Genomic DNA, 20,247 nt, shown 5'->3' on the forward strand with positions numbered 1-20,247 from the left:
CTGCAGGGGGGACCCTGTGGGAGAGTAGGACGCCGCCGAACAATCATTCAGAAGAACCCCCATCCGGATTCCGGATGGGGGTTCTTCGCGTTTCCCGGAAAGCCGGCGGGAATCCGGTGCAGATTCGGCGGAGAACGCGCCGCCGGCCCCCGGTCGACCCCCGCCGAGTGGCTGCTCCTCCGTCAATATGCCGCTAAAACCGCATGATCAGTGCACTGATCACTGGAATGCTGCCGCCCACGCCGTAGTCTCGAAGGCAGGGGGAACAGGTGTCCGGGGGTGGCTCTCGGACTGAGCCGGATCAAGAATGGTGCTCATGGGACGAGGCAGGCTGCGCATCTACCTCGGGGCGGCCCCCGGGGTCGGCAAGACGTACGCCATGCTCGCCGAGGCACACCGGCGGCAGGAGCGTGGGACGGACGTCGTGGTGGCGTTCGTGGAGGACCACGGCCGGCGACGGACCGCGGACCTGGTAGCCGGGCTGGAGGTCGTGCTCCGGCAGCAGGTGGTGCACCGCGGTGCGAGGTTCTCCGAGATGGACCTGGACGCCGTACTGGCTCGCCGGCCGCAGGTGGCGCTGGTGGACGAGCTGGCCCACACCAACGTTCCCGGCTGCCGCAACGAGAAGCGCTGGCAGGACGTCGAGGAGCTGCTCGCGGCCGGGATCGACGTGATCTCCACCGTGAACGTCCAGCACCTGGAGTCGCTCGGCGACGCCGTCGAGGGCATCACCGGGGTGCGCCAGCGCGAGACCGTCCCGGACGAGGTGGTCCGCCGGGCGGACCAGATCGAGCTGGTGGACATGTCCCCGCAGGCGCTGCGACGGCGGCTGGCGCACGGCAACGTGTACATGCCGGAGAAGATCGACGCGGCGCTCGCCAACTACTTCCGCCCGGGCAACCTGACCGCGCTGCGCGAGCTGGCTCTGCTGTGGACCGCGGACCGGGTCGACGAGTACCTGCAGAAGTACCGCGCCGAGCAGGGCATCGTGGGCACCTGGCAGGCCCGGGAGCGGATCGTGGTCGGCCTGACCGGCGGCCCCGAGGGGGCGACGCTGATCCGCCGGGCGGCCCGGATCGCCGCCCGGGTCTCCGGCGGCGAGCTGCTGGCCGTCCACATCTCCCGCTCCGACGGGCTGGCCGGCACCGGCTCCCCGCAGACGCTGATCGAGCAGCGCGCGCTGGTGGAGAGCCTCGGCGGCTCCTTCCACAACGTCCTGGGCGACGACCCGGCCGACGGACTGCTGGACTTCGCCCGGGGGGTGAACGCCACCCAGATCGTGCTGGGCACCAGCCGCCGACCCCGCTGGCAGTACGTCTACGGGCCGGGCGTCGGGACCCTGGTCACCCAGAAGGCCGGGGACATCGACGTCCACATGGTCACCCACGAGCACGCCGGGCACGGGCGGCGCAACAAGATACCCGTGCGGCGGATCACCGACCTGGGCCGGACCCGGACCATCGCCGGCTGGCTGATCGGACTGGTCGGCCCGCCGGTGCTGGCACTGGTGCTGACCACGATCGGCGGACTTGGCCTGTCCACCGACATGCTGCTGTTCCTGTCGCTCACGGTGTGCGCGGCGCTGGTCGGCGGGCTGCTGCCGTCGATCGGTTCGGCGCTGGTCGGCTCCTCGGTACTGAACTTCTACTTCACCCCGCCGCTGCACACCTTCTCCATCAACGAGCCGCAGAACATCATGGCGGTGGCGATATTCACCATCGTCGGCTGCTCGGTCGCCTCCGTGGTGGACCTGGCGGCCCGGCGCACCCACCAGGCGGCCCGCGCCCAGGCCGAGGCGCAGACCCTCAGCGCGCTGGCCGGCACGGTGCTGCGCGGCGCCCCCAACGGGGACGGCGTGCTGACCGCGCTGATGGAGCAGGTCCGGGAGACCTTCGGGCAGGAGAGCGCCGCGCTGCTGGAGCGCCCCGAGCCGACCGGCGGCTGGGCACCGGTCGCCACCGCCGGGCCGCGCCCGCCCGGGCGCCCCGAGGAGGCCGACGTCGACGTCCCGGTCGGGGAGAGCCTGGCCCTGGTGCTGCGCGGCCGGGTGCTGCCCGGGACGGACCGGCGGCTGCTGGGGGCCTTCGCCGCCCAGGCCGCCGTGGTGCTGGAGCGCCGCCGGCTGGCCCGGGAGGCCGCCGCGGCCCGCCGGGAGGCCGAGGGCAACCGGATCCGGACCGCTCTGCTGGCCGCCGTCTCGCACGACCTGCGCACCCCGCTGGCGGGCATCAAGGCCTCGGTGACCTCCCTGCGTTCGGCCGACGTCCAGTGGGACCCGGAGGACGAGGCCGAGCTGCTGGCCGGGATCGAGGCCGGGGCCGACCGGCTCGACCACCTGATCAACAACCTGCTGGACATGAGCCGGCTGCAGACCGGCACCGTCACCCCGCTGATCCAGGAGACCGACCTGGACGAGGTGGTGCCGTACGCGCTCGGCGGAGTCCCGCCGGAGGCCGTGCGGCTGGAGGTGCCGGAGACGCTGCCGATGATCCGCGCCGACGGCGGGCTGCTGGAGCGCTCGCTGGCCAACCTGGTCGAGAACGCCGTCAAGTACAGCCCGGAGGGCGTCAAGGTGCTGGTCAAGGCCGACGCCCTGCAGCAGCCGGGCCGGCCGGGCCGGGTCGAGCTGCGGATCGTGGACCGCGGGCCGGGCGTGCCCGAGGACGCCAAGGAGCGGATCTTCGCGCCGTTCCAGCGGTACGGGGACGCGCCGCGCGGCGCCGGGGTCGGCCTCGGGCTCGCGGTGGCGCGCGGGTTCGTGGAGGCCATGGACGGTACCGTCACCGCCGAGGACACCCCCGGCGGCGGCCTCACCATGGTGGTCAGCCTGCCCGCCGCGGAACGGCCGCCCGAGCCGCCCGGGCTGCCCGAACCGGACGCGCCGGGCGGCGAGGGCCGGGACCCGCTCTCCGAACTGATCACATGAGACCCGGCTGACCGCGCCGTACGAGCCGTACGAGCCGTACGAACAGCCAAGACACAGTCCGTAAGATCCGACAGCCTGAAAGGCGGAGCCCGTAAATGACCCGGGTCCTCGTCGTGGACGACGAACCGCAGATCGTCCGCGCACTGGTGATCAACCTCAAGGCCCGCAAGTACGAGGTCGACGCGGCCCATGACGGGGCGAGCGCGCTGGAACTGGCCGCCGCCCGCCATCCCGACGTCGTCGTCCTCGACCTGGGCCTGCCCGACATGGACGGCGTCGAGGTGATCCGCGGGCTGCGCGGCTGGACCCGGGTGCCGATCATCGTGCTGTCGGCCCGGCACGCCTCCGACGAGAAGGTCGAGGCCCTGGACGCCGGCGCCGACGACTACGTGACCAAGCCCTTCGGCATGGACGAGCTGCTCGCCCGGATGCGGGCCGCCGTGCGCCGGGCCGAGCCGGTCGCCGGGGAGGACGACTCGCTGGTCGTCACCGAGAGCTTCACCGTCGACCTCGCCGCCAAGAAGGTCAACCGGGACGGCACCGACGTACGCCTCACGCCAACCGAATGGCACCTGCTGGAGGTTCTGGTCCGCAACGCCGGGCGACTGGTCAGCCAGACCCAGCTGCTCCAGGAGGTCTGGGGCCCGGCCTACCGCACCGAGACCAACTACCTGCGGGTCTACCTCGCCCAGCTGCGCCGCAAGCTGGAGCGCGACCCTTCGCACCCGCGCCACTTCATCACCGAACCGGGCATGGGCTACCGCTTCGAGAGCTGACCGCCCGGCCGTCGGAGGCCTCCCGGCGGGGGCGACGCCTGCCGCCGGGGGCACCGAAACCGGTACCCTGCCGACATGAGTGGTGACAACAGCAGTGGCCAGCCGCCGGGGCGATTCCGCCGCATGCTCAGCCGGCTGACCACCTCGGCCGAGGAACTGGCCGCCGAGGACCTGCGCCAGGAGAGCGCCGCCGAGTCCGGCTGCACGCCGATCGCCGGCTGCGCCGACCGGCAGCTGGTCACCGTCGCGGGCACGCTGCGCACGGTGACGCTCCGCCCGCGGGCCGGGGTGCCGGCCCTGGAGGCCGAGCTCTTCGACGGGACCGAGGCGCTGGAGGTCGTCTGGCTGGGTCGCCGCTCGATCGCGGGCATAGAACCGGGCCGCCGGCTCGTCGCCAGCGGCCGGATCAGCCACGCACGCGGGCGCCGCGTGCTGTTCAACCCCCGCTACGAACTGCGTCCGGTCGGACACGGGAGCGAATGAGCGTGAGCAACCACCCCGGCGGAGACGCCGCAGCCCGGATCGACCTGGACGCCGTCGACGTGGCGGCCTGGCAGGACGCCGCCGCCGCGGAGGCCGTGGACGGACTGGCCCGGTCGATCGAAGGCACCGCACCGGCCGCCGCCGAGCCGCCGCTCGACCCGGCGGCCGCCGAGGCCGCCCGGCAGGCCGCCTCCAAGGAGGCCGCCGACACCGTCCTCCAGGCCTTCGGCGGCGTGCGCGGCATGATCGACATGACGCTGCCCGGCCTGGTCTTCATCGTCACCTACAACGTCACCCACCAGGTCAGCGCCGCGGCCTGGGCCGCACTCGGCCTCAGCGCCCTGTTCGTGGTGGCCCGGCTGGTCCGGCGGGAGACCATCCAGCACGCCTTCAGCGGGGTGTTCGGCGTCGCCCTCGGCGCCTGGATCGCGATGAAGAGCGGCAAGGCCGAGGACTTCTACCTGCCCGGCCTGCTCTGGAGCGTCGGCTACTGCGTCGGGCTGGCGGTCTCCGCCATGGTGCGCTGGCCGATGATCGGGGTGATGCTCGGCCCGATCACCGGCGAGATGTTCACCTGGCGCAAGGAGAACCCGGGACGGCTCGCCGCCTACACCAAGGCGACCTGGGCCTGGGTGGTGATCATGGGCCTCAAGCCGGTGATCCTCTTCCCGCTGTACTTCACCCACAACGTCAACCTGCTCGGCTGGCTGAAGGTCGCCCTCGGCATCCCGCCGCTGCTGCTGGCGATGTACGTCACCTGGCAGATCCTGCTCAAGGCGCCGCCGCCGATCAAGGCGCCGGTCGACGACGAGGAGGAGGAGCCGGCCAAGTAGCCGCTCCCACCGGTACGGCCGAGGGCCCGCACCCCGTCTACAGGGGTGCGGGCCCTCGGCCGTACTCGTGTGCGCACCGGTACTGAGCTCCTACGGCGCTCCTACCGGGCGCTCACCGGGCTCCTACTGGGCTCCTACTGGGCGCCGGAGGTCGCCGACAGCAGCTGCTCCAGCTCCTCCTCGCGCTCCTGCGCGGCCACGAAGAGCAGCTCGTCGCCGCCCTCCAGGGTGTCGTCCTTGCCCGGAACCAGCACCCGGCCCTCGCGGATGATGCTCACCAGCGCGGTGTCCTGCGGCCAGGAGACGTCCCCCACCCGGGTGCCGACCAGCTCGGCCTCGCCGGCCAGGGTCAGCTCGACCAGGTTGGCGTTGCCCTGGCTGAAGCGCATCAGGCGGACCAGGTCGCCGACGCTGACGGCCTCCTCGACCAGCGCGGACATCAGGCGCGGGGTGGAGACGGCCACGTCCACGCCCCAGGACTCGTTGAAGAGCCACTCGTTCTTCGGGTTGTTCACCCGGGCGACCACCCGCGGCACCGCGTACTCGGTCTTCGCGAGCAGCGAGACGACCAGGTTGACCTTGTCGTCACCGGTCGCGGCGATCACCACGTGGCAGCGCTGCAGCGCCGCCTCGTCCAGCGAGGTGATCTCGCAGGCGTCGGCCAGCAGCCACTCCGCCATGGGCACCCGCTCCACCGAGATGGAGTTCGGGTTCTTGTCGATCAGCAGGACCTCGTGACCGTTCTCCAGCAGCTCGCCCGCGATCGAGCGGCCCACGGCACCGGCACCGGCAATGGCGACCCGCATCAGTGACCCTCCTCCTTCGGCCCCTGCGCGAACGCGGCCTCGACGGCCGTCAGGTCGGCCCGGCGCAGCATCACGTGCACCAGGTCGCCCTCCTGCACCACCATCTGCGGCGAGGGGAGCATCCCCTCGCCGAGCCGGGTGACGAACGACACCCGGGCGCCGGAGGCCTCCTCCAGGAGGCCGATCCGCCGACCCACCCAGTCCGGGTGGTACGCGACCTCGGCCAGCTGCACGCTGCCGCTCGGGTCCTGCCACAGCGGCTCGGCGCCGCTCGGCAGCAGTCGGCGCAGCATCTGGTCGGCGGTCCAGCGGACCGTCGCCACCGTCGGGATGCCCAGACGCTGGTACACCTCGGCGCGGCGGGGGTCGTAGATCCGGGCCGCGACGTTCTCCACGCCGAAGGTCTCCCGGGCGACCCGGGCGGCGATGATGTTGGAGTTGTCGCCGCTGGAGACGGCGGCGAAGGCGCCGGCCTCCTCGATGCCCGCCTCGCGCAGGGTGTCCTGGTCGAAGCCCACCCCGGTCACCCGGCGCCCGTTGAACCCGGCGCCCAGCCGGCGGAAGGCGGTCGGGTCCTGGTCGACCACGGCCACCGAGTGGCCCTGTTTCTCCAGGGTTCTCGCGAGGGCCGAGCCCACGCGGCCGCAGCCCATGATGACGATGTGCACCGGCGCTACCTCACCCGTCCCGAAGGGGTCTTGACCTGCGCAAACACCGTTCATCTCCCTTTCCCGCCCGGGTATTCCGGGGCGAGGGTTCTCGTGGGGCGTCGGCCGGACTCAGCTCGACAACCAGAGTGTTGCCCACCGACTCGTATCCGACACGCTAGCCGGTCCACCGAACACAGTCGCGACGAAGGGGGGGATAAACGGCGCAAGCCCTGCCGGGAAACCCCTACGATTCCTTAACGTGCCTATGCCGACTGACCTTCCGAAACGCCTCCTGATCGGGCGCGCCCTGCGCAGTGACAAGCTCGGGGAGACACTCCTCCCCAAGCGGATCGCACTGCCCGTCTTCGCCTCGGACGCGCTCTCCTCGGTCGCGTACGCCCCGGAGGAGATCCTCCTCACGCTCTCCATCGCGGGCGTATCGGCGATCCACTTCTCCTGGCAGATCGGCGTCGTGGTGGCGGTCGTGATGCTCGCCGTCGTCGCCTCCTACCGGCAGAACGTGCACGCCTACCCCAGCGGGGGCGGCGACTACGAGGTGGCGACCGTCAACCACGGCCCGGCGGCCGGGCTGGTGGTCGCCGCGGCCCTGATGGTCGACTACGTGCTGACCGTCGCCGTGTCCACCACCTCCGGCGTCGCCAACGTGGTCTCCGCCGTCCCGGCGCTGCGCGGCCACGAGATGATCGTGTCGGTGGTCGTGGTCGTGCTGCTGATGGGCATGAACCTGCGCGGGGTGCGCGAGTCCGGTTCCGCCTTCGCGGTGCCCACCTACGCCTTCATGGCGGGCGTGATCGGCATGGTCGGCTACGGCGTCTTCCGGCACTTCGTGCTCGGCCAGTCCATGCCCGCCGAGAGCTCCGGCTTCCACCTCGCCGCCATCCCCGGCAACGACTCGCTCTCCGGGTTCGCGCTGGTCTTCCTGCTGCTCAAGTCCTTCTCCTCCGGCTGCGCGGCGCTCACCGGCGTCGAGGCGATCTCCAACGGCGTGCCGGCCTTCCGCAAGCCGAAGAGCAAGAACGCGGCGACCACGCTGCTGCTGATGGCGAGCATCGCCGTGGTGATGTTCATGGGCATCATCTGGCTGGCCCGGCTGACCGGCGTGCAGATGGCCGAGAACCCGGCCGAACAGCTGGTCGGCTCCGGCCCCGGCTACCACCAGAAGACCGCGCTGGCGCAGATCAGCGAAGCCGTCTTCAACAACTTCACCCCCGGCTTCTACTTCGTCGCCGCCGTCACCGGCCTGATCCTGGTGCTGGCCGCCAACACCGCCTTCAACGGCTTCCCGGTGCTCGGCTCGATCCTCGCCCAGGACCGCTACCTGCCGCGCCAGCTGCACACCCGCGGCGACCGGCTGGCCTTCTCCAACGGCATCATCCTGCTGGCGATCGCCGCGATCCTGCTGATCATCGCTTTCAACGCGGACCCGACCCGGCTGATCCAGCTCTACATCGTCGGCGTCTTCGTCTCCTTCAACATGAGCCAGTCCGGCATGATCCGGCACTGGACCCGGCTGCTGCGCACCGAGACCGACCCGGCGAAGCGGCGCCACATGCAGCGCAGCCGGGCGATCAACAGCTTCGGCCTGGTGATGACCATGGCCGTGCTGATCGTCGTCCTGGTCACCAAGATCGGCCACGCCTGGATCGCGATCGCCGCGATGGCCGTGCTGTTCGTGATGATGAAGGGCATCCGCCGCCACTACGACCGGGTCTCCGCGGAGCTCACCGCCGCCGAGGAGCCGGACGACGTGGTGCTGCCCACCCGGGTGCACGCCATCGTGCTGGTCTCCAAGCTGCACAAGCCCGCGCTGCGCGCCCTCGCCTACGCCCGGCTGGCCCACGCCGACACCCTGGAGGCCGTCACCGTCAACGTCGACCCGGCCGACACCGCGGCGCTGCGGCGGGAGTGGGACGAGCGCGGCATCGAGGTGCCGCTCAAGGTGCTGGACTCGCCGTACCGCGAGATCACCGGGCCGGTCCTGGACTACGTGAAGAACCTGCGGCGCAGCAGCCCGCGGGACGTGGTCGCGGTCTACATCCCCGAGTACGTGGTCGGCCACTGGTACGAGCACCTGCTGCACAACCAGAGCGCGCTGCGGCTCAAGGGGCGGCTGCTGTTCAAGCCCGGGGTGATGGTCACCTCGGTGCCCTGGCAGCTGGAGTCCTCGGAGCGGCGCAAGCCGCAGAAGGCCTGGTCGGCGCCGGGATCCGTCCGTCGTGGCGAGCCGAGGGCGCCGAAGGCCGTAAAGTCGAAGGATTCCGTCCGTGCCGGTGCCAACGCCGCCGGTGCCACCTCCGACCGCAGCAAGGACTCCTCCCAGTGACGCGCAACACTCCGCCCCGCTCCTCGGGCTCCTCCGGCGCCTCCGGCAAGGGCAAGGGCGCCCGTCGGGGCGGCTCCCAGCCCGGACAGGTGTCCCGGCCGCGCTGGGGCAAGCCGCGCCGGCCGGAGGCCACCGACCGTGACGGGCTGACCGTGAGCACGGCGCCGGTCGTGCCGGGGGAGGCCCCGGCGGAGAAGCCCGCGCGGGCCGAGAAGCCGGTACGGGCCGAGAAGCCCGCCCGGGGGGAGAAGCCCGCCCGCGCCGAGAAGGCCGTTCGGGACGGGAAGCCCGCCAAGGACGGGAAGGGCGCGGCCGGGGCCGCTCCGAAGGCGCCGCGCAAGCAGGCGGTGCGGCCGCCGAAGGCGCTGCGCGGTGCCGCGCGGCCGTCGCGGCCGGAGACGCCGTCCGGGGACCCGCTGGTCGGCGAGCGCTACGAGGTCGAGGTCGGCCCGGTCGCGCACGGCGGCGGGCACTGCGTGGCCCGGCACGAGGGCCGGGTGCTGTTCGTCCGGCACGCGCTGCCCGGCGAGAAGGTGATCGCCCAGGTGACCGAGGGGACCTCCACCTCGCGCTTCCTGCGCGCGGACGCGGTGGAGGTGCTGGAGCCCGCCAAGGACCGGATCGAGGCGCCGTGCCCGTTCGCCGGGCCGGGCAAGTGCGGCGGCTGCGACTGGCAGCACGTCACCCCCGGCGGGCAGCGCAAGCTGAAGGCCGCGGTGCTGACCGAGCAGCTGGCGAAGCTGGCCGGGCTCACCCCGGCCGAGGCCGGCTGGGACGGCAGTGTCGAGCCGGTCGGCGCCAAGCTGCCGGCCGGGCAGGTGCCGGCCTGGCGCACCCGGGTGCAGTACACGGTGGACGCGGAGAGCGGCAAGGTCGGGCTGCGCAAGCACCGCTTGCACGGCGTGCAGGTGATCGACCGCTGCCTGATCGCCGCCGAGGGCGTCACCGAGCTGGGCATCGAGTCCCGCGACTGGCCGGGCGTGGCGAGCGTCGAGGCGTTCGCCGCGACCGGTTCCTCGGACCGCCAGGTGGTGCTGACCCCGCGCGACGGCGCCCAGCTGCCGCTGGTCGAGCTGGACAAGCCGGTGTCGATCGCCCGGGTCGACGACCAGGGCGACGTGCACAAGGTGCACGGGCGCGGCTTCGTCCGGGAGCGGGCGGCCGGGCGCACCTGGCGGGTCAGCAACGGCGGCTTCTGGCAGATCCACCCGGAGGCGCCGGACACCCTGGTCGACGCGGTGCTGGACGGCCTGGACCCGCAGTGGGGCGAGAGCGCGCTCGACCTGTACTGCGGGGTCGGCCTGTTCGCCGGCGCGCTGGCCGACCGGGTCGGCGAGGACGGCGCGGTGCTCGGCATCGAGTCCGCCAAGCAGGCGGTCGTCGACGCCCGGCACAACCTGGCCGCGCTGGACAACGTGCGGATCGAGTGCGACCGGGTCGAGTCGCTGCTGCCGCGCACCGGCATCACCGCCACCGACCTGATCGTGCTGGACCCGCCGCGCTCGGGCGCCGGACGGGAGACCGTCGCGCACCTGGTCGGCCTGGAGGCGCGCCGGATCGCGTACGTGGCCTGCGACCCGGCGGCGCTCGCCCGGGACCTCGGGTTCTTCCGCGAGGGCGGCTACCGGCCGGTCTCGCTGCGGGCCTTCGACCTGTTCCCGATGACGCACCACTTCGAGTGCGTCGCCATCCTGGAGCCCGCCGGGGCGTGACCCCGCCCCGTCCTCCGGACGGCCGAGGAGGCGGCACCCCGTGGCGTACGGGGTGCCGCCTCCTCGGCGTTCTGTCGCTTTTCGTGCCCGCTACTCGTTGTGCTCCTCTTCGTCGGCGCTGTGCGGCAGGTCGATGCCGTGCTGGGCGGCGAGCCGCAGCAGCGAGGCGACCCGGCCCTCGTACGCCTGGACGCCGTCGGCGTCCCCTTCGGCCCGGGCCGCCGCGAGGTCCCGCCGGGCCTGGGCGAGCTGCTCGCGCAGCTCCTGGTCGAACATGGCTGTCATTGCCGGCCTCCACAAAACCGGTCGGTGCCGCTCGGGGAACGCTCAGGAGTGTTCAGAGTCCCGGATGGTGCAGGACTCTTCAAGTCAGGCCCGGTCGGCAGCGGGGCGGGTCGTCGGTCGGCCGGTCGGTCGCGGGGCGGGTTCGGTCCGGTCTGCCGCGGGGCGAGTCCGGTCCGGTCGGTCCGGTCGGCCGCGGGGGAGGGTCAGTTGCGGGGGAGGGTGGCCATGGTGTTCTTCAGCGCCTTGTTGAGGCGCGGGCCCAGTCGCTTCTCCACCAGGTTGTGCACCAGCCACGCGGCGACCAGCGAGGACGCCGTCAGCGAGGCGACCAGCACGCCGGGGGAGACCCGGTCGCGGAAGTGGATGATGATCGTCCAGCCGATCTCGCAGTGCAGCAGGTAGAGCGGGTAGGTCAGCGTGCCCAGGTTCGTGAACCAGCGGAAGTCGAGGCGGTTGAACCAGCCGAGCGCGAGGCCCGCCATGATCACGAAGAAGACGGCGACCACGAAGTGGGTCGGCCACTCCGCCAGGTGGCGGCGGATGTCGTGCTCGACGATCCGGTGCCGCTCGATCACGTTGTGCTCGGCGAGGACGAACGAGAAGCCGACGATGCCCCACAGCAGCAGGTTCTGCTTGTACCGGTACATCAGGTAGAACGCGATGCCGGCCACGAAGAACGGTGTGGTGTTGGGTGCCAGCACGTACTGCAGCGCCTTGGAGTCCGTCGCCACGGAGAGGATGCCGGCGGTCGTCCAGATGACGCAGAACGCCACCACCCGGCGGTAGGTGGTGCCCATCCAGACGACGACGGCGAACAGCAGGTAGAAGCGGAGCTCGACCCAGAGCGTCCAGTAGACGCTGTCGACGTAGGTGACGCCCATCGGCTCCTGGAGCATCGTGAGGTTGACCAGGCGGTCCCACTTGGTGGGGCTGCTGGTCGCGCCGCCGAAGTAGAGCGTGACGGCCGAGGTGATGATCACTCCGCACCAGTACGCCGGGTAGAGCCGCACCACGCGGGAGGTGAAGTACTGGGAGATGCCCCGGCCCCAGCTGCTCATGCAGATCACGAAGCCGCTGATCATGAAGAAGAGCTCGACGCCGAGCCAGCCGTACGACGTGAAGCGCACGTAGTCGCGGGGCAGCACGTCAGCGGGGGACTTGTCCCAGAGGAACCACATCGACGAGAGGTGGAAGCAGACGACCAGGATCGCGGCGACGAACCGGAAACCGTCCAGGGCGGGCAGCCGCTTGGGCTTCGCCGCGGCGCGGGGCACCGGAGCTGCGGCCGGGCTGGGGGGCGGGGCGACAGCGGTCGGGCTGTCCGGAACGGGGGCGATAGAGGTCACGCCATAGGGTATTCAACCCCGTTCCGGGGCCCCGTCGGCGGGGTACCAGCCCCTGAGAGGCGTGCGGGGTCGGCCAGGAGAAGGGGCGCGGGGAGGGGTTCGGTGGGCGGTTGGAGGGTTCGGCGGGCGGTTGGGGGGCGGTGCGGTGACGGACAGGTTGCGCGGGGGCGTGCGGCAGGTGTGCGTGCGGTGTGCGTGCGCCCTTGTTGTGCTAGCGCTTCGGCGCTAGCTTGAACGGCATGGGCAAGAAGCAGCTGAACGTCCGAGTGGACGCCACGACCGCGGAGATGGCCCGGGAACGGGCGGAGCAGCAGGGGATCAGCATGAACCAGTACATCGAACGCCTGGTCCAGCAGGACATGGGTGAGTCGGGACGGGCCTTCATCGACGCCGCCGCGCAGTTCATGAAGGAGTACGAGACGGCCTTCCTCGCCGAGTTCGGGGAGTCGGGCGAGCTCCAGGACGTGCGCCGTTGAAACTGGAGGTCGACCTCTCGTGGCTGCTCATGACCGCCGAGCAGTACACGCCCGGTGACCCGCAGGTCACCGACTACGGCTCGCTGCTCGCAGCCGTCACCCGGCACCAGGCCGAAATCTTCGACATCTCCGTCTACCCCGAACCGCAGGACCGCGCGGCCGCGCTGATGCACCAGCTGATCCGGGTGCCCGCCCTGGAGAAGACCAACGAGCTCTTCGCGACCGCCGTCGCCTACGCCTACCTCGTCGCCAGCGGCTGCACCGTCGCCACCACCGCCCGCGAGGTGCGCAGCCTGTCCCGGGCCATCCGGGAAGGGCGGCTGGGGGTGTCCGGGGTCGCCGAACGGCTGGCGGCCTGGGTGGTCGACGAGGCCGCAGGGGAGGGGGTCACGGGGGCGGAGGACGAGGACGGGGACGACGACTGAGCGGTGTGCTCGCCGTCCCCGTGCCTCGTGCTCCGTGCCCGTGGGTCAGAGCTTGGTCGTGGGCTAGGCGGACGGCTCGGTCGCGGGCTCGGTCGCGGGCTCGGCGATGAGGGCCGTCGCGAACGGGCGGAAGCCGGCCCGGCGGTAGATGCGGGCGACGTCCTCGTCCGCGGCGGACAGGAACACCGTCCGTACGCCGTTGGCGCGGGCGTGCGCCACCAGGGTCGCGGTGACCGCCAGGGCCAGCCCGCGCCGCCGGGCGGAGGGGAGCGTGCCGACCCCGACCACCTCGGTGACCGCGCCCACCGGGTTGTGCTGGCCCGCGCACAGCACCGCGCCGTCCTCCAGCACGGCGGCCAGCGCGGTGACGCCGTCGGTGATCCGCTGTGCGACCCGCGCCACCCCGCCATCGGCCGTCAACGTGGCCGCGCTCAGGGCCAGTTCGGCCGCGCCCGCGCTGCCGGCGGCGGTGCCCGGGTTGCCGAAGGCCACGTGCGGGACGGCGACCGCGTCGGCCAGCTCGGGGGCGTCCGCGGCCAGCACCCGCACCTCCGTCCGCTCCGGGAACGCCGGTGACGGGGCCGTCCCGTCCTGCGGGCCGAGCACCAGCAGCGGGTGCTCGTGCACCGCCAGACCGGCCGCCTCCACCGCCGTGCGCAGCTCGGGGTTCTGCTCGGCCACCCACTCGAAGGCCTCCGGCAGTCCCAGCTCCCGCTGCCGCTCCAGCACCCGGCGGACGTCGTCGGCGGTGGCGGCCGGGCCCTGGTGGCCGGGCGTGGGGCGGGCGTAGTAGTGCCAGCCGGTGCTGCCGCGGCGGACGAACAGGGTCAACGGGCCGAAGTCCTCGGCGGTGGCGGCGCTGCGGGGCGCGGCGTCGTAGTAGCGCTCGAGGTCGTCGAGCAGGGCACTGTCCGGAGCATGATCAGCTGAAGTCACGGCGTGCATCCAAGCAGGGGCGGCGGTGGGGCGCCACCGGTTTGTGCGGGCGGCCCGGTGGCCGGCGGCGGCTCGGGGGTGGCTCGGGGGTGGCTCGGCGGTTGGTTGTGGGGCGGTTCGGCGGCTGACGGTGGCTCGGCGGTGGGCGGTCCGGCCGTCGGCGTTCGATTGTTGCCGAACGATTACCCGCTCGCAGTGATCTTGTGCGTGTACGCCGGGCATGCTGAGCCCTTCACAGCTCTGCCGAGGGGGACGGCGGACGTCCGCACTCGGCGAGGCAAGGGGGGAAGTCAGGCCCATGAGGCTCTGCTTTCTGGTGGAGGAGCACTACCGGCGGGACGGCATGCCGTTGGACGTGGCGCGTCAACTCACCGCGTGGGGGCACCGGGTGGACGTGCTGCGCCCCGGCGACTCGCTGCTGGCGATCTCCGAGGCGGTCCGGGCCGGCAGCCACGACGCCTGGGTGCTCAAGACCGTCTCCGGCGGCCCCGGGCTCACCCTGCTGGAGGCGGCCGCCGCGGTGGGCCTCACCACCGTCAACGACGTCCGCTCGATCCGCGGCGTCCGGGACAAGGCGCTCGCCTCGGTGATCGCCCGCACCCGCGGCCTGCCCGCCCCGGTCACCTACGCCGCCGCCCGCTGGGAGCGGCTCGCCGAGATCCCGGCCGCCGAGTACCCGCTGGTGGTCAAACCCGCGGACGGCAGCTCCGGGCGGGGCGTACGACTGGTGGCCGGGCCCGACGACCTGGCCGGCCTCGGCCCCGAACTCGCCGGGGAGGGGCTGCTGATCGCGCAGCCGTACGTGCCCAACGACGGCACGGACCTCAAGGTCTACTGCGTCGACGGCGAGTTCTTCGCGACCGAGCGCGAATCCCCGCTGCACCCCGGACAGGGCGTGCGCGAGCGGCCGGTGCCGCTGCCGGCGAGCGTCGCGCGGATCGCCGCGCAGGTGGGCGAGGTGTTCGGGCTCGACCTGTACGGCATCGACGTGCTGCTCGGGCCGGACGGGCCGGTGGTGGTGGACGTCAACGACTTCCCCAGCTTCCGGCAGGTGCCGGACGCGGTGGAGCGGGTCGCCCGGGCGGTGCTGCGACTCGCGCGCAGCGGCACGGCGGTGTCGGTGCCCTCGCTGGTACCGGCGGGCGGCGCGGACTACGGCCGGCTCGGCCTGGTGGACGGGGGGCTGCGGTGAGGTCGGTGGTGAGGTCTGTGGTCAGGGTCGGACTGATCGCGGGTGACCCGGGGCACCCCGTGCTCGCGGCGGCCGCCGCGGTGCTGGAGCGGCGCGGGTGCCGGGTGGAGGTCGTGCCCTTCGGTGCAGGTGCCGGTGGTGTCGGCGGTTCCGGTGGGGGTTCGCTCGCCGATGTCTACCTGCTCAAGGCGCGTACGCCGCAAGCGCTCGCGTTGGCAAGGGAGTTGGAGCGGCGCGGGGCGGCGGTGGTCAACTCGGCGGCGGCGACGGAGCTTTGCCAGGACCGGGTGCGGATGGCCGAACTGGCCCGGGGCGCAGGACTGCCGTTCGCGGCGACGCTCGCGGCCGGGCCGATGGGCGAACTCCCCGACCAGGACTATCCGTTCGTGGTGAAGAGCCGGCACAGCCGGCGCCACGACCTGGTGGCCCTGGTCGACGGAGCGGCGCGGCTGCGGGAACTCGCCGGGCGCTGGCCGCAGGAGGAGGTCGTCACCCAGCCGTACGTCCCGGGCAACGGCTGGGACCAGAAGCTGTGGGTCGTCGACGGGCAGGTGTTCGCGGCGCGACGGCGGTCCGAACTCTCCAGCGGTGACGGCGAGTCGGGGTCGGCCGGGGAATGGGAGCCGTCCGCCCGGCGGGCCGCGCTCGCCCTGCGGGTGGGGGAGGTGTTCGGACTCCAGGTGTACGGGGTCGACCTGCTGGACGGGGTCGCCGAGCCGGTGATCGTCGACGTCAACGCCTTCCCGGGGGTGCGCGGGCGGCCCGGTGCGCCGGAGGCCCTCGCGGGGCTCGCGCTGCGGGTGGCGGGAGAACGGGGGCGGTCCGGGGCGTCAGTGTGATGGTGTCCATCCGGTGCGGGCCCGGGTCCAGGTCCAGCGGGGGCGACGGGCCGGTGTCGGCGCAGCGGGGGCGGCCGTCGACGGGCCGGGGTGGTTAGGCTGGCTGGCGCCCCCGACCGGCCGGGGCCGAACGGCGAGAGAAGACGGAACGTTGCTGCAGGACATCGAGCCCTACCTGGCCTGCCCCCACTGCGCGCAGGACCTCACCCGGCACGAGCGCAGCCTGCGCTGCCCCGCCGGGCACAGCTTCGACCTCGCCAAGCAGGGCTACGTCAGCCTCCTCGCCGGTGACGCCCACACCGGCACCGGCGACACCGCCGAGATGGTCGCTGCCCGTGCCGACTTCCTCGCCGCCGGCCACTACCGGCCGATCGCGGACGCCCTCGCTGCTGCCGCCGCCTCGGTCGCCGGTGCCGCTGTCGCCGGTGTTGCGTCGGAGGCGGACGCCGGACCGGACGGTCTGGTCGCCGACCTCGGCGCCGGCACCGGCCACTACCTGGCGCACGTCCTCGAAGCCCTGCCCGGCCGGGCGGGCGCCGCCCTCGACATCTCCAAGTACGCGCTGCGCCGCGCCGCCAAGGCCCACCCCCGGATCGGCGCCGTGGTCTGCGACGCCTGGCGCCCGCTGCCGCTGCGCGACGCCTCCGCCGACCTGATGCTCAACGTCTTCGCCCCGCGCAACGGCCCCGAGATCCGCCGGGTGCTGCGCCCCGGCGGCACCCTGCTGCTGGTCTCGCCCACCGCCCGGCACCTGCGCGAACTCGTCGCCGCCCTCGGCCTGTTGTCGGTCGACGAGGAGAAGCAGCGCCGGATCGACGAGAAGCTCGGCCCGTACCTCACGCCGACCGGCCGGCAGTCGGTCGAGTTCACCCTGCGGCTCTCCGCCCAGGATGTCCGGACCGTCGTCGGCATGGGGCCGAGCGCCTGGCACACCGACCCCGACCGGCTCGCCGCCGCCCTGGCGGACCTGCCCGAACCGGTCGAGGTGACCGCTTCGGTGACGGTGGCCGCGTACCGACGGCCGTAGGTCAGCGGCGTGCGGTAGGTCCGCCACGTTGGGATGAATCTGCCCAGCAGGCACGTTTCGCCCCGTCGGGCTGCGGCTAACGTCCGACGGGTGAACCGCGACGCCGCCGCGCCCGCCGGGCCGGCCCAACTGCGCCCGGGCGCCCCGGGGCCCGACCGGCCGCCCGTGCCACGCCCCACCGTCGAGGAGCTGCGGCTCACCGCCTTCAAGTCCTACCGGCGGGCCGTCCTGCCGCTCGCACCGCTCACCGTGCTGCACGGGCCCGCCGGGGTCGGCAAGTCCAACGCCCTCGACGCGCTCGCCGTACTGTCCCGGCTCGCCCTCGGCGAGGAGATCGCCGGCTCCCTGGACGGGATGCCGGACCGCACCGGCCCGCTCGCCACGCCCGTGCGCGGCGGTCTCGGCGGCTGCGTGCCGCACGGGCGGGACGCCGTCATCCTGGGCTGCACCGTCCGCTCGCCGCGCGGCCGGATCCGGCTCGACCTGGTGATCCGCACGGACGGGGCGGTCCGGATCGCCCGGGAGTCGCTCACCCTCGACGGCCGGACCCTGGTGGACACCGGCGAGCAGGACGTCCGCAACGGGCGCGTCAACGTCTGCTGGCACAACGACACCCGGCAGGGGGACATCCGGGCGCCGTTCCCCAGCGGCACCATGATCACCGCCCAGCTGCCGCTGCGGGTGGCCGGCTCCTCCACCGGCGAACGGCTCGTCCTCGCCGCCACCGAGGACCTGCTCACCGCGCTGCGCGAGGTCTTCCCGCTGCACCCCGTCCCGGCCCTGATGCGCGGCTGGGCCAAGGCCGACCCGCAGGCCCGGCTGCGCAGCAACGCCGCCAACATCTCGGCCCTGATCAACCGGCTCGCCCACGAGTGCCCGCGCCGGTACGGGCAACTGCTGCGGGCCGTCCAGGAGGCCGCACCGCACCCGCTGCTCGGGCTCACCCTCGCCGAGCGCGAGACCCGGACGGGGCGGCGGGTCCTGGCCGTCTTCGACGAGGGCGTGCTCGGGCGCACCGGCGCCGACCAGGCCTCCGACGGCATGCTGCGCCACCTCGCCTTCGCGGCGGTGCTGCTGACCGGGGCCGGGGTGCTCGACCTGGACGTGGCCGCCGAGGTGCCGTGGGCGCACCGGCAGCTCACGGTGCTCGCCGAGGACCTCGGGGCCGGGCTCGCCACCGAGCAGGCCGCCTCGCTGCTGCGGCTCGCGCGGGACATGGCGGGGCGCAACCAGCTGCGGGTGGTGGCCGCGCTGCAGGAGCCGGCGGCGGCGCGGGAGGCGTTCGGGGCGGGCGAGGGGCCGGCAGGGGCGGTGGCGGGGGCGGTGGCGCTGGTGGAGTGCCGGCGGGATCCGGCGACGGGGTTGACGGTGCTGCGGCCGGAGGAGGCCCGGGTGCCGGTCCAGGGCGGGCGCGGGGAGGAGGGCCCGGCGGTCGGCGGCGGCTCGGCGGTGGCTGGAGACGGGGACGGCCCGGCTGTGGTCGGGGGAGCGGATGCGGTAGACCTGGGGGCGTGAACGAGCGAGTGACGAGGTCGGGGTCGGGGTCGGAGGAGCTGAGCCTTGAGGGGCTGCGGCAGCGGCTGGTGGAGTTCGCGGCGGCCCGGCGGTGGGAGCCCTACCACACGCCGAAGAACCTGGCGGCGGCGCTGACCGTGGAGGCGGGGGAGCTGCTGGAGATCTTCCAGTGGCTCACGCCGGAGCAGGCGGCCGAGGTGATGTCGGACCCGGACCGCGCCCACCGGGTGCGCGACGAGGTCGCGGACGTGCTGGCGTACCTGGTGCAGTTCTGTACGGCGGTCGGGGTGGACCCGCTGGAGGCGCTCGCCGCCAAGATCGAGCGCAACGAGCACCGCTTCCCGGTCCCGGGAACAGCGACCGATGTCAATCCGGACCTGGCCTGATCACCTGTCCGAGGGACAGAAGTTATCCACAACCCCCGGGTTTTCCACAGCTTTTGAAAGGGCGGATGCACCCCACCCCGCCTTCCCCGCACGCTCTCCCCGTGACCACCCCACCGCCCCGGCGGCGGTGCTGGTCGACGGCGACGACGAGCGGAAGGAGCGGGGGCCATGGAGGCGCTGCGACTGATCAAGACGGCCCGGCACGCCCTGGCCGAGGCCAGACACGTACCGGACGTGCTGGCCGAGGCGCGGCAGGCCGCGTTGCTCGCGGAGGCGGTGGGCGCCCGGCTGGCGGAGTCGGAGGACGACGAGCTCACGGGGCTCGGCCAGCAGCTCTCCGAGGCGGGCGCGCACGCGGCGGTCTGCCTGGAGCGGTCCGTCGCCACGGCCGCGCTGGTGCGCGGCGGCAGGGCCGGGCGGCTCACCGAACTCGGCGAACTGACGCCGACCTTGGGGGCGCTGGACGAAATGCTGAGGGAGGTCGGGGAGACGCTCGTGGTGCTGGCCTGCGGGGCCGACACCGAGAGCCTCTACTGGACGTGCATCGACGGGGTCGACGCGGTGTCGGACTGCAAGGACGTGGCCGCCCGGTTGCGCCAGGCGACCGACCGGGGCGGAGGGGAGCGGCGTACGGCGCTCGGTGGCGCGGAGCCGGAACGGGCCGGTCAGGGCTCGCCGTTACTGGTGGTCCGGCTCGGCCCGCCGGGTGACGGCGGGCCGACGGAGGAGGAGCGGGCGCCGGACTACCGGGCGCCCGGCGAGGTCGGAGCGGCGGAGGTGTCGGTGCCGGCCGGGTAGGCGGCGGCCGGGGCGGTGTCCCGGGTGTCGGACTGGAGCGCGGCGAGGTCCGCGGTCACCGAGGCGAGCAGTTCCTGCATCTGCTCAAGCAGGGTCTTGGGGGTCGCGGGCCCGGCCGAGCCGCCGATGGCCGAGCCGGTCGGGCTGCTCGGGAACTGCGGCGTGGCAGAGGGTTCGGACATGACGGGGAACCTCTTCGGATCGGTGGTGCGGTGTGCCGCACCACCCAACGAACCGTTCCGGCAGCCGGTCACCGCGCACCACCCGATGCGGTCCAACTCCGGTACGTCGTAAGCCTCTCGGGTGAGCCGAGATTGCCGCTGCAGCGCGGCCTCGGCTAGGGGCCCGGATGACGACGGTGGAGGAGGCGACGGTTGGGGGCCCAAAGAATCAATGTCATCAAGAGTCGGGGGGGGGGGGGGGGGGGCGCCGCGGCGGGGGGGCGGGGCGCGGCCGCCAAACCCGCAGATAACGGGGGGTGGGGGGGCAGCG

General features: G+C 73.2%; 20 protein-coding genes. 14 read left to right on the forward strand and 6 right to left on the reverse strand.

Annotation, left to right across the window (positions count from 1 at the left end; translation table 11 throughout):
* The first annotated feature begins 316 nt into the window (after nucleotides 1-316).
* The 4 genes from ACFVXG_RS38940 to ACFVXG_RS38955 all read left to right on the forward strand — a co-directional run bounded on the left by ACFVXG_RS38940 (nucleotide 317) and on the right by ACFVXG_RS38955 (nucleotide 5,018).
* On the forward strand, nucleotides 317-2,926 hold the full coding sequence (locus ACFVXG_RS38940) for an ATP-binding protein (protein ID WP_387934804.1): 2,610 nt from the start codon (nucleotides 317-319) through the stop codon (nucleotides 2,924-2,926).
* 95 nt (nucleotides 2,927-3,021) lie between these two features.
* A complete protein-coding gene (locus tag ACFVXG_RS38945) occupies nucleotides 3,022-3,702 on the forward strand; it encodes a response regulator (RefSeq protein ID WP_033351413.1) in 681 nt (226 codons plus the stop codon).
* Between the two features lie 75 nt (nucleotides 3,703-3,777).
* Nucleotides 3,778-4,185 carry an OB-fold nucleic acid binding domain-containing protein gene (locus ACFVXG_RS38950; protein WP_387934806.1) on the forward strand — a complete coding sequence of 136 codons (408 nt, stop codon included), beginning with the start codon at nucleotides 3,778-3,780 and terminating at the stop codon, nucleotides 4,183-4,185.
* Nucleotides 4,186-4,187: 2 nt separating this feature from the next.
* Nucleotides 4,188-5,018 carry a DUF3159 domain-containing protein gene (locus ACFVXG_RS38955; RefSeq protein ID WP_387934808.1) on the forward strand — a complete coding sequence of 277 codons (831 nt, stop codon included), beginning with the start codon at nucleotides 4,188-4,190 and terminating at the stop codon, nucleotides 5,016-5,018.
* A 134-nt stretch (nucleotides 5,019-5,152) separates the two neighbouring features.
* Here the strand turns inward: ACFVXG_RS38955 and ACFVXG_RS38960 are convergent, their stop codons facing one another.
* Both ACFVXG_RS38960 and ACFVXG_RS38965 read right to left on the reverse strand, forming a co-directional pair.
* Nucleotides 5,153-5,824: a TrkA family potassium uptake protein gene (locus ACFVXG_RS38960; protein ID WP_350505498.1), complete on the reverse strand. Its 672-nt coding sequence runs from the start codon at nucleotides 5,822-5,824 to the stop codon at nucleotides 5,153-5,155.
* Nucleotides 5,824-6,492: a potassium channel family protein gene (locus tag ACFVXG_RS38965; RefSeq protein ID WP_387934810.1), complete on the reverse strand. Its 669-nt coding sequence runs from the start codon at nucleotides 6,490-6,492 to the stop codon at nucleotides 5,824-5,826. The genes ACFVXG_RS38960 and ACFVXG_RS38965 overlap by 1 nt, the downstream gene beginning before the upstream one ends.
* A 247-nt stretch (nucleotides 6,493-6,739) precedes the next feature.
* On the opposite strand from ACFVXG_RS38965, the gene ACFVXG_RS38970 reads away from it, so the two are divergent.
* Both ACFVXG_RS38970 and ACFVXG_RS38975 read left to right on the forward strand, forming a co-directional pair.
* On the forward strand, nucleotides 6,740-8,818 hold the full coding sequence (locus ACFVXG_RS38970; RefSeq protein ID WP_387934812.1) for an APC family permease: 2,079 nt from the start codon (nucleotides 6,740-6,742) through the stop codon (nucleotides 8,816-8,818).
* Nucleotides 8,819-9,183: 365 nt separating this feature from the next.
* On the forward strand, nucleotides 9,184-10,530 hold the full coding sequence (locus ACFVXG_RS38975) for a class I SAM-dependent RNA methyltransferase (protein ID WP_387934913.1): 1,347 nt from the start codon (nucleotides 9,184-9,186) through the stop codon (nucleotides 10,528-10,530).
* Between the two features lie 90 nt (nucleotides 10,531-10,620).
* Here ACFVXG_RS38975 and ACFVXG_RS38980 read toward each other — a convergent pair whose 3' ends face one another.
* Entirely contained in the window at nucleotides 10,621-10,815 is a 195-nt protein-coding gene (locus ACFVXG_RS38980; RefSeq protein ID WP_350505495.1) for a hypothetical protein, read from the reverse strand.
* Nucleotides 10,816-11,018: 203 nt separating this feature from the next.
* A complete protein-coding gene (locus ACFVXG_RS38985; protein WP_387934814.1) occupies nucleotides 11,019-12,161 on the reverse strand; it encodes an acyltransferase family protein in 1,143 nt (380 codons plus the stop codon).
* Nucleotides 12,162-12,400: 239 nt separating this feature from the next.
* Here ACFVXG_RS38985 and ACFVXG_RS38990 point away from each other — a divergent pair, with 239 nt between their 5' ends.
* Both ACFVXG_RS38990 and ACFVXG_RS38995 read left to right on the forward strand, forming a co-directional pair.
* Nucleotides 12,401-12,637 carry a toxin-antitoxin system HicB family antitoxin gene (locus ACFVXG_RS38990; RefSeq protein WP_270146936.1) on the forward strand — a complete coding sequence of 79 codons (237 nt, stop codon included), beginning with the start codon at nucleotides 12,401-12,403 and terminating at the stop codon, nucleotides 12,635-12,637.
* 29 nt (nucleotides 12,638-12,666) lie between these two features.
* The gene (locus ACFVXG_RS38995) at nucleotides 12,667-13,062 is read left to right on the forward strand and encodes a fic family toxin-antitoxin system, toxin component (protein WP_387934915.1); all 396 of its coding nucleotides are present in this window, start codon (nucleotides 12,667-12,669) and stop codon (nucleotides 13,060-13,062) included.
* Nucleotides 13,063-13,125: 63 nt separating this feature from the next.
* Here the strand turns inward: ACFVXG_RS38995 and ACFVXG_RS39000 are convergent, their stop codons facing one another.
* Nucleotides 13,126-14,007 carry a GNAT family N-acetyltransferase gene (locus ACFVXG_RS39000; RefSeq protein ID WP_387934816.1) on the reverse strand — a complete coding sequence of 294 codons (882 nt, stop codon included), beginning with the start codon at nucleotides 14,005-14,007 and terminating at the stop codon, nucleotides 13,126-13,128.
* A 289-nt stretch (nucleotides 14,008-14,296) separates the two neighbouring features.
* Between ACFVXG_RS39000 and ACFVXG_RS39005 the strand changes: the two genes are divergently transcribed.
* The 6 genes from ACFVXG_RS39005 to ACFVXG_RS39030 all read left to right on the forward strand — a co-directional run bounded on the left by ACFVXG_RS39005 (nucleotide 14,297) and on the right by ACFVXG_RS39030 (nucleotide 19,755).
* On the forward strand, nucleotides 14,297-15,190 hold the full coding sequence (locus ACFVXG_RS39005; protein ID WP_387934818.1) for a RimK family alpha-L-glutamate ligase: 894 nt from the start codon (nucleotides 14,297-14,299) through the stop codon (nucleotides 15,188-15,190).
* Nucleotides 15,191-15,207: 17 nt separating this feature from the next.
* Entirely contained in the window at nucleotides 15,208-16,029 is an 822-nt protein-coding gene (locus tag ACFVXG_RS39010; protein WP_387934820.1) for a RimK family alpha-L-glutamate ligase, read from the forward strand.
* Nucleotides 16,030-16,180: 151 nt separating this feature from the next.
* Nucleotides 16,181-17,056: a putative RNA methyltransferase gene (locus ACFVXG_RS39015; protein WP_387934822.1), complete on the forward strand. Its 876-nt coding sequence runs from the start codon at nucleotides 16,181-16,183 to the stop codon at nucleotides 17,054-17,056.
* 90 nt (nucleotides 17,057-17,146) lie between these two features.
* Entirely contained in the window at nucleotides 17,147-18,571 is a 1,425-nt protein-coding gene (locus ACFVXG_RS39020) for an AAA family ATPase (RefSeq protein WP_387934824.1), read from the forward strand.
* Nucleotides 18,568-18,957 carry a nucleotide pyrophosphohydrolase gene (locus ACFVXG_RS39025; RefSeq protein WP_387934826.1) on the forward strand — a complete coding sequence of 130 codons (390 nt, stop codon included), beginning with the start codon at nucleotides 18,568-18,570 and terminating at the stop codon, nucleotides 18,955-18,957. Before ACFVXG_RS39020 ends, ACFVXG_RS39025 begins: the two co-directional genes overlap by 4 nt.
* A gap of 168 nt (nucleotides 18,958-19,125) precedes the next feature.
* Complete coding sequence (locus ACFVXG_RS39030; protein ID WP_387934827.1) at nucleotides 19,126-19,755, forward strand: DUF6099 family protein; 630 nt, start codon at nucleotides 19,126-19,128, stop codon at nucleotides 19,753-19,755.
* Here the strand turns inward: ACFVXG_RS39030 and ACFVXG_RS39035 are convergent.
* Nucleotides 19,701-19,937, reverse strand: a complete 237-nt coding sequence (locus tag ACFVXG_RS39035) for a hypothetical protein (RefSeq protein ID WP_387934829.1) — start codon at nucleotides 19,935-19,937, stop codon at nucleotides 19,701-19,703. The two genes, ACFVXG_RS39030 and ACFVXG_RS39035, sit on opposite strands and share 55 nt — an antisense overlap.
* Between the last annotated feature and the right edge of the window lie 310 nt (nucleotides 19,938-20,247).

The sequence above is a fragment of the Kitasatospora sp. NPDC058162 genome, assembly GCF_042884005.1.
GTDB lineage: Bacteria > Actinomycetota > Actinomycetes > Streptomycetales > Streptomycetaceae > Kitasatospora.

What these genes read in the sequence shown, in the direction of transcription:
- ACFVXG_RS38940 (WP_387934804.1), top strand. Translation starts at nt 317, where the DNA reads ATGGGACGAGGCAGGCTGCGCATCTACCTCGGGGCGGCCCCCGGGGTC.
- ACFVXG_RS38945 (WP_033351413.1), top strand. Translation starts at nt 3,022, where the DNA reads ATGACCCGGGTCCTCGTCGTGGACGACGAACCGCAGATCGTCCGCGCA.
- ACFVXG_RS38950 (WP_387934806.1), top strand. Translation starts at nt 3,778, where the DNA reads ATGAGTGGTGACAACAGCAGTGGCCAGCCGCCGGGGCGATTCCGCCGC.
- ACFVXG_RS38960 (WP_350505498.1), bottom strand. Translation starts at nt 5,824, where the DNA reads ATGCGGGTCGCCATTGCCGGTGCCGGTGCCGTGGGCCGCTCGATCGCG.
- ACFVXG_RS38970 (WP_387934812.1), top strand. Translation starts at nt 6,740, where the DNA reads ATGCCGACTGACCTTCCGAAACGCCTCCTGATCGGGCGCGCCCTGCGC.
- ACFVXG_RS38980 (WP_350505495.1), bottom strand. Translation starts at nt 10,815, where the DNA reads ATGACAGCCATGTTCGACCAGGAGCTGCGCGAGCAGCTCGCCCAGGCC.
- ACFVXG_RS38990 (WP_270146936.1), top strand. Translation starts at nt 12,401, where the DNA reads ATGGGCAAGAAGCAGCTGAACGTCCGAGTGGACGCCACGACCGCGGAG.
- ACFVXG_RS38995 (WP_387934915.1), top strand. Translation starts at nt 12,667, where the DNA reads ATGACCGCCGAGCAGTACACGCCCGGTGACCCGCAGGTCACCGACTAC.
- ACFVXG_RS39000 (WP_387934816.1), bottom strand. Translation starts at nt 14,007, where the DNA reads ATGCACGCCGTGACTTCAGCTGATCATGCTCCGGACAGTGCCCTGCTC.
- ACFVXG_RS39005 (WP_387934818.1), top strand. Translation starts at nt 14,297, where the DNA reads ATGAGGCTCTGCTTTCTGGTGGAGGAGCACTACCGGCGGGACGGCATG.
- ACFVXG_RS39030 (WP_387934827.1), top strand. Translation starts at nt 19,126, where the DNA reads ATGGAGGCGCTGCGACTGATCAAGACGGCCCGGCACGCCCTGGCCGAG.
- ACFVXG_RS39035 (WP_387934829.1), bottom strand. Translation starts at nt 19,937, where the DNA reads ATGTCCGAACCCTCTGCCACGCCGCAGTTCCCGAGCAGCCCGACCGGC.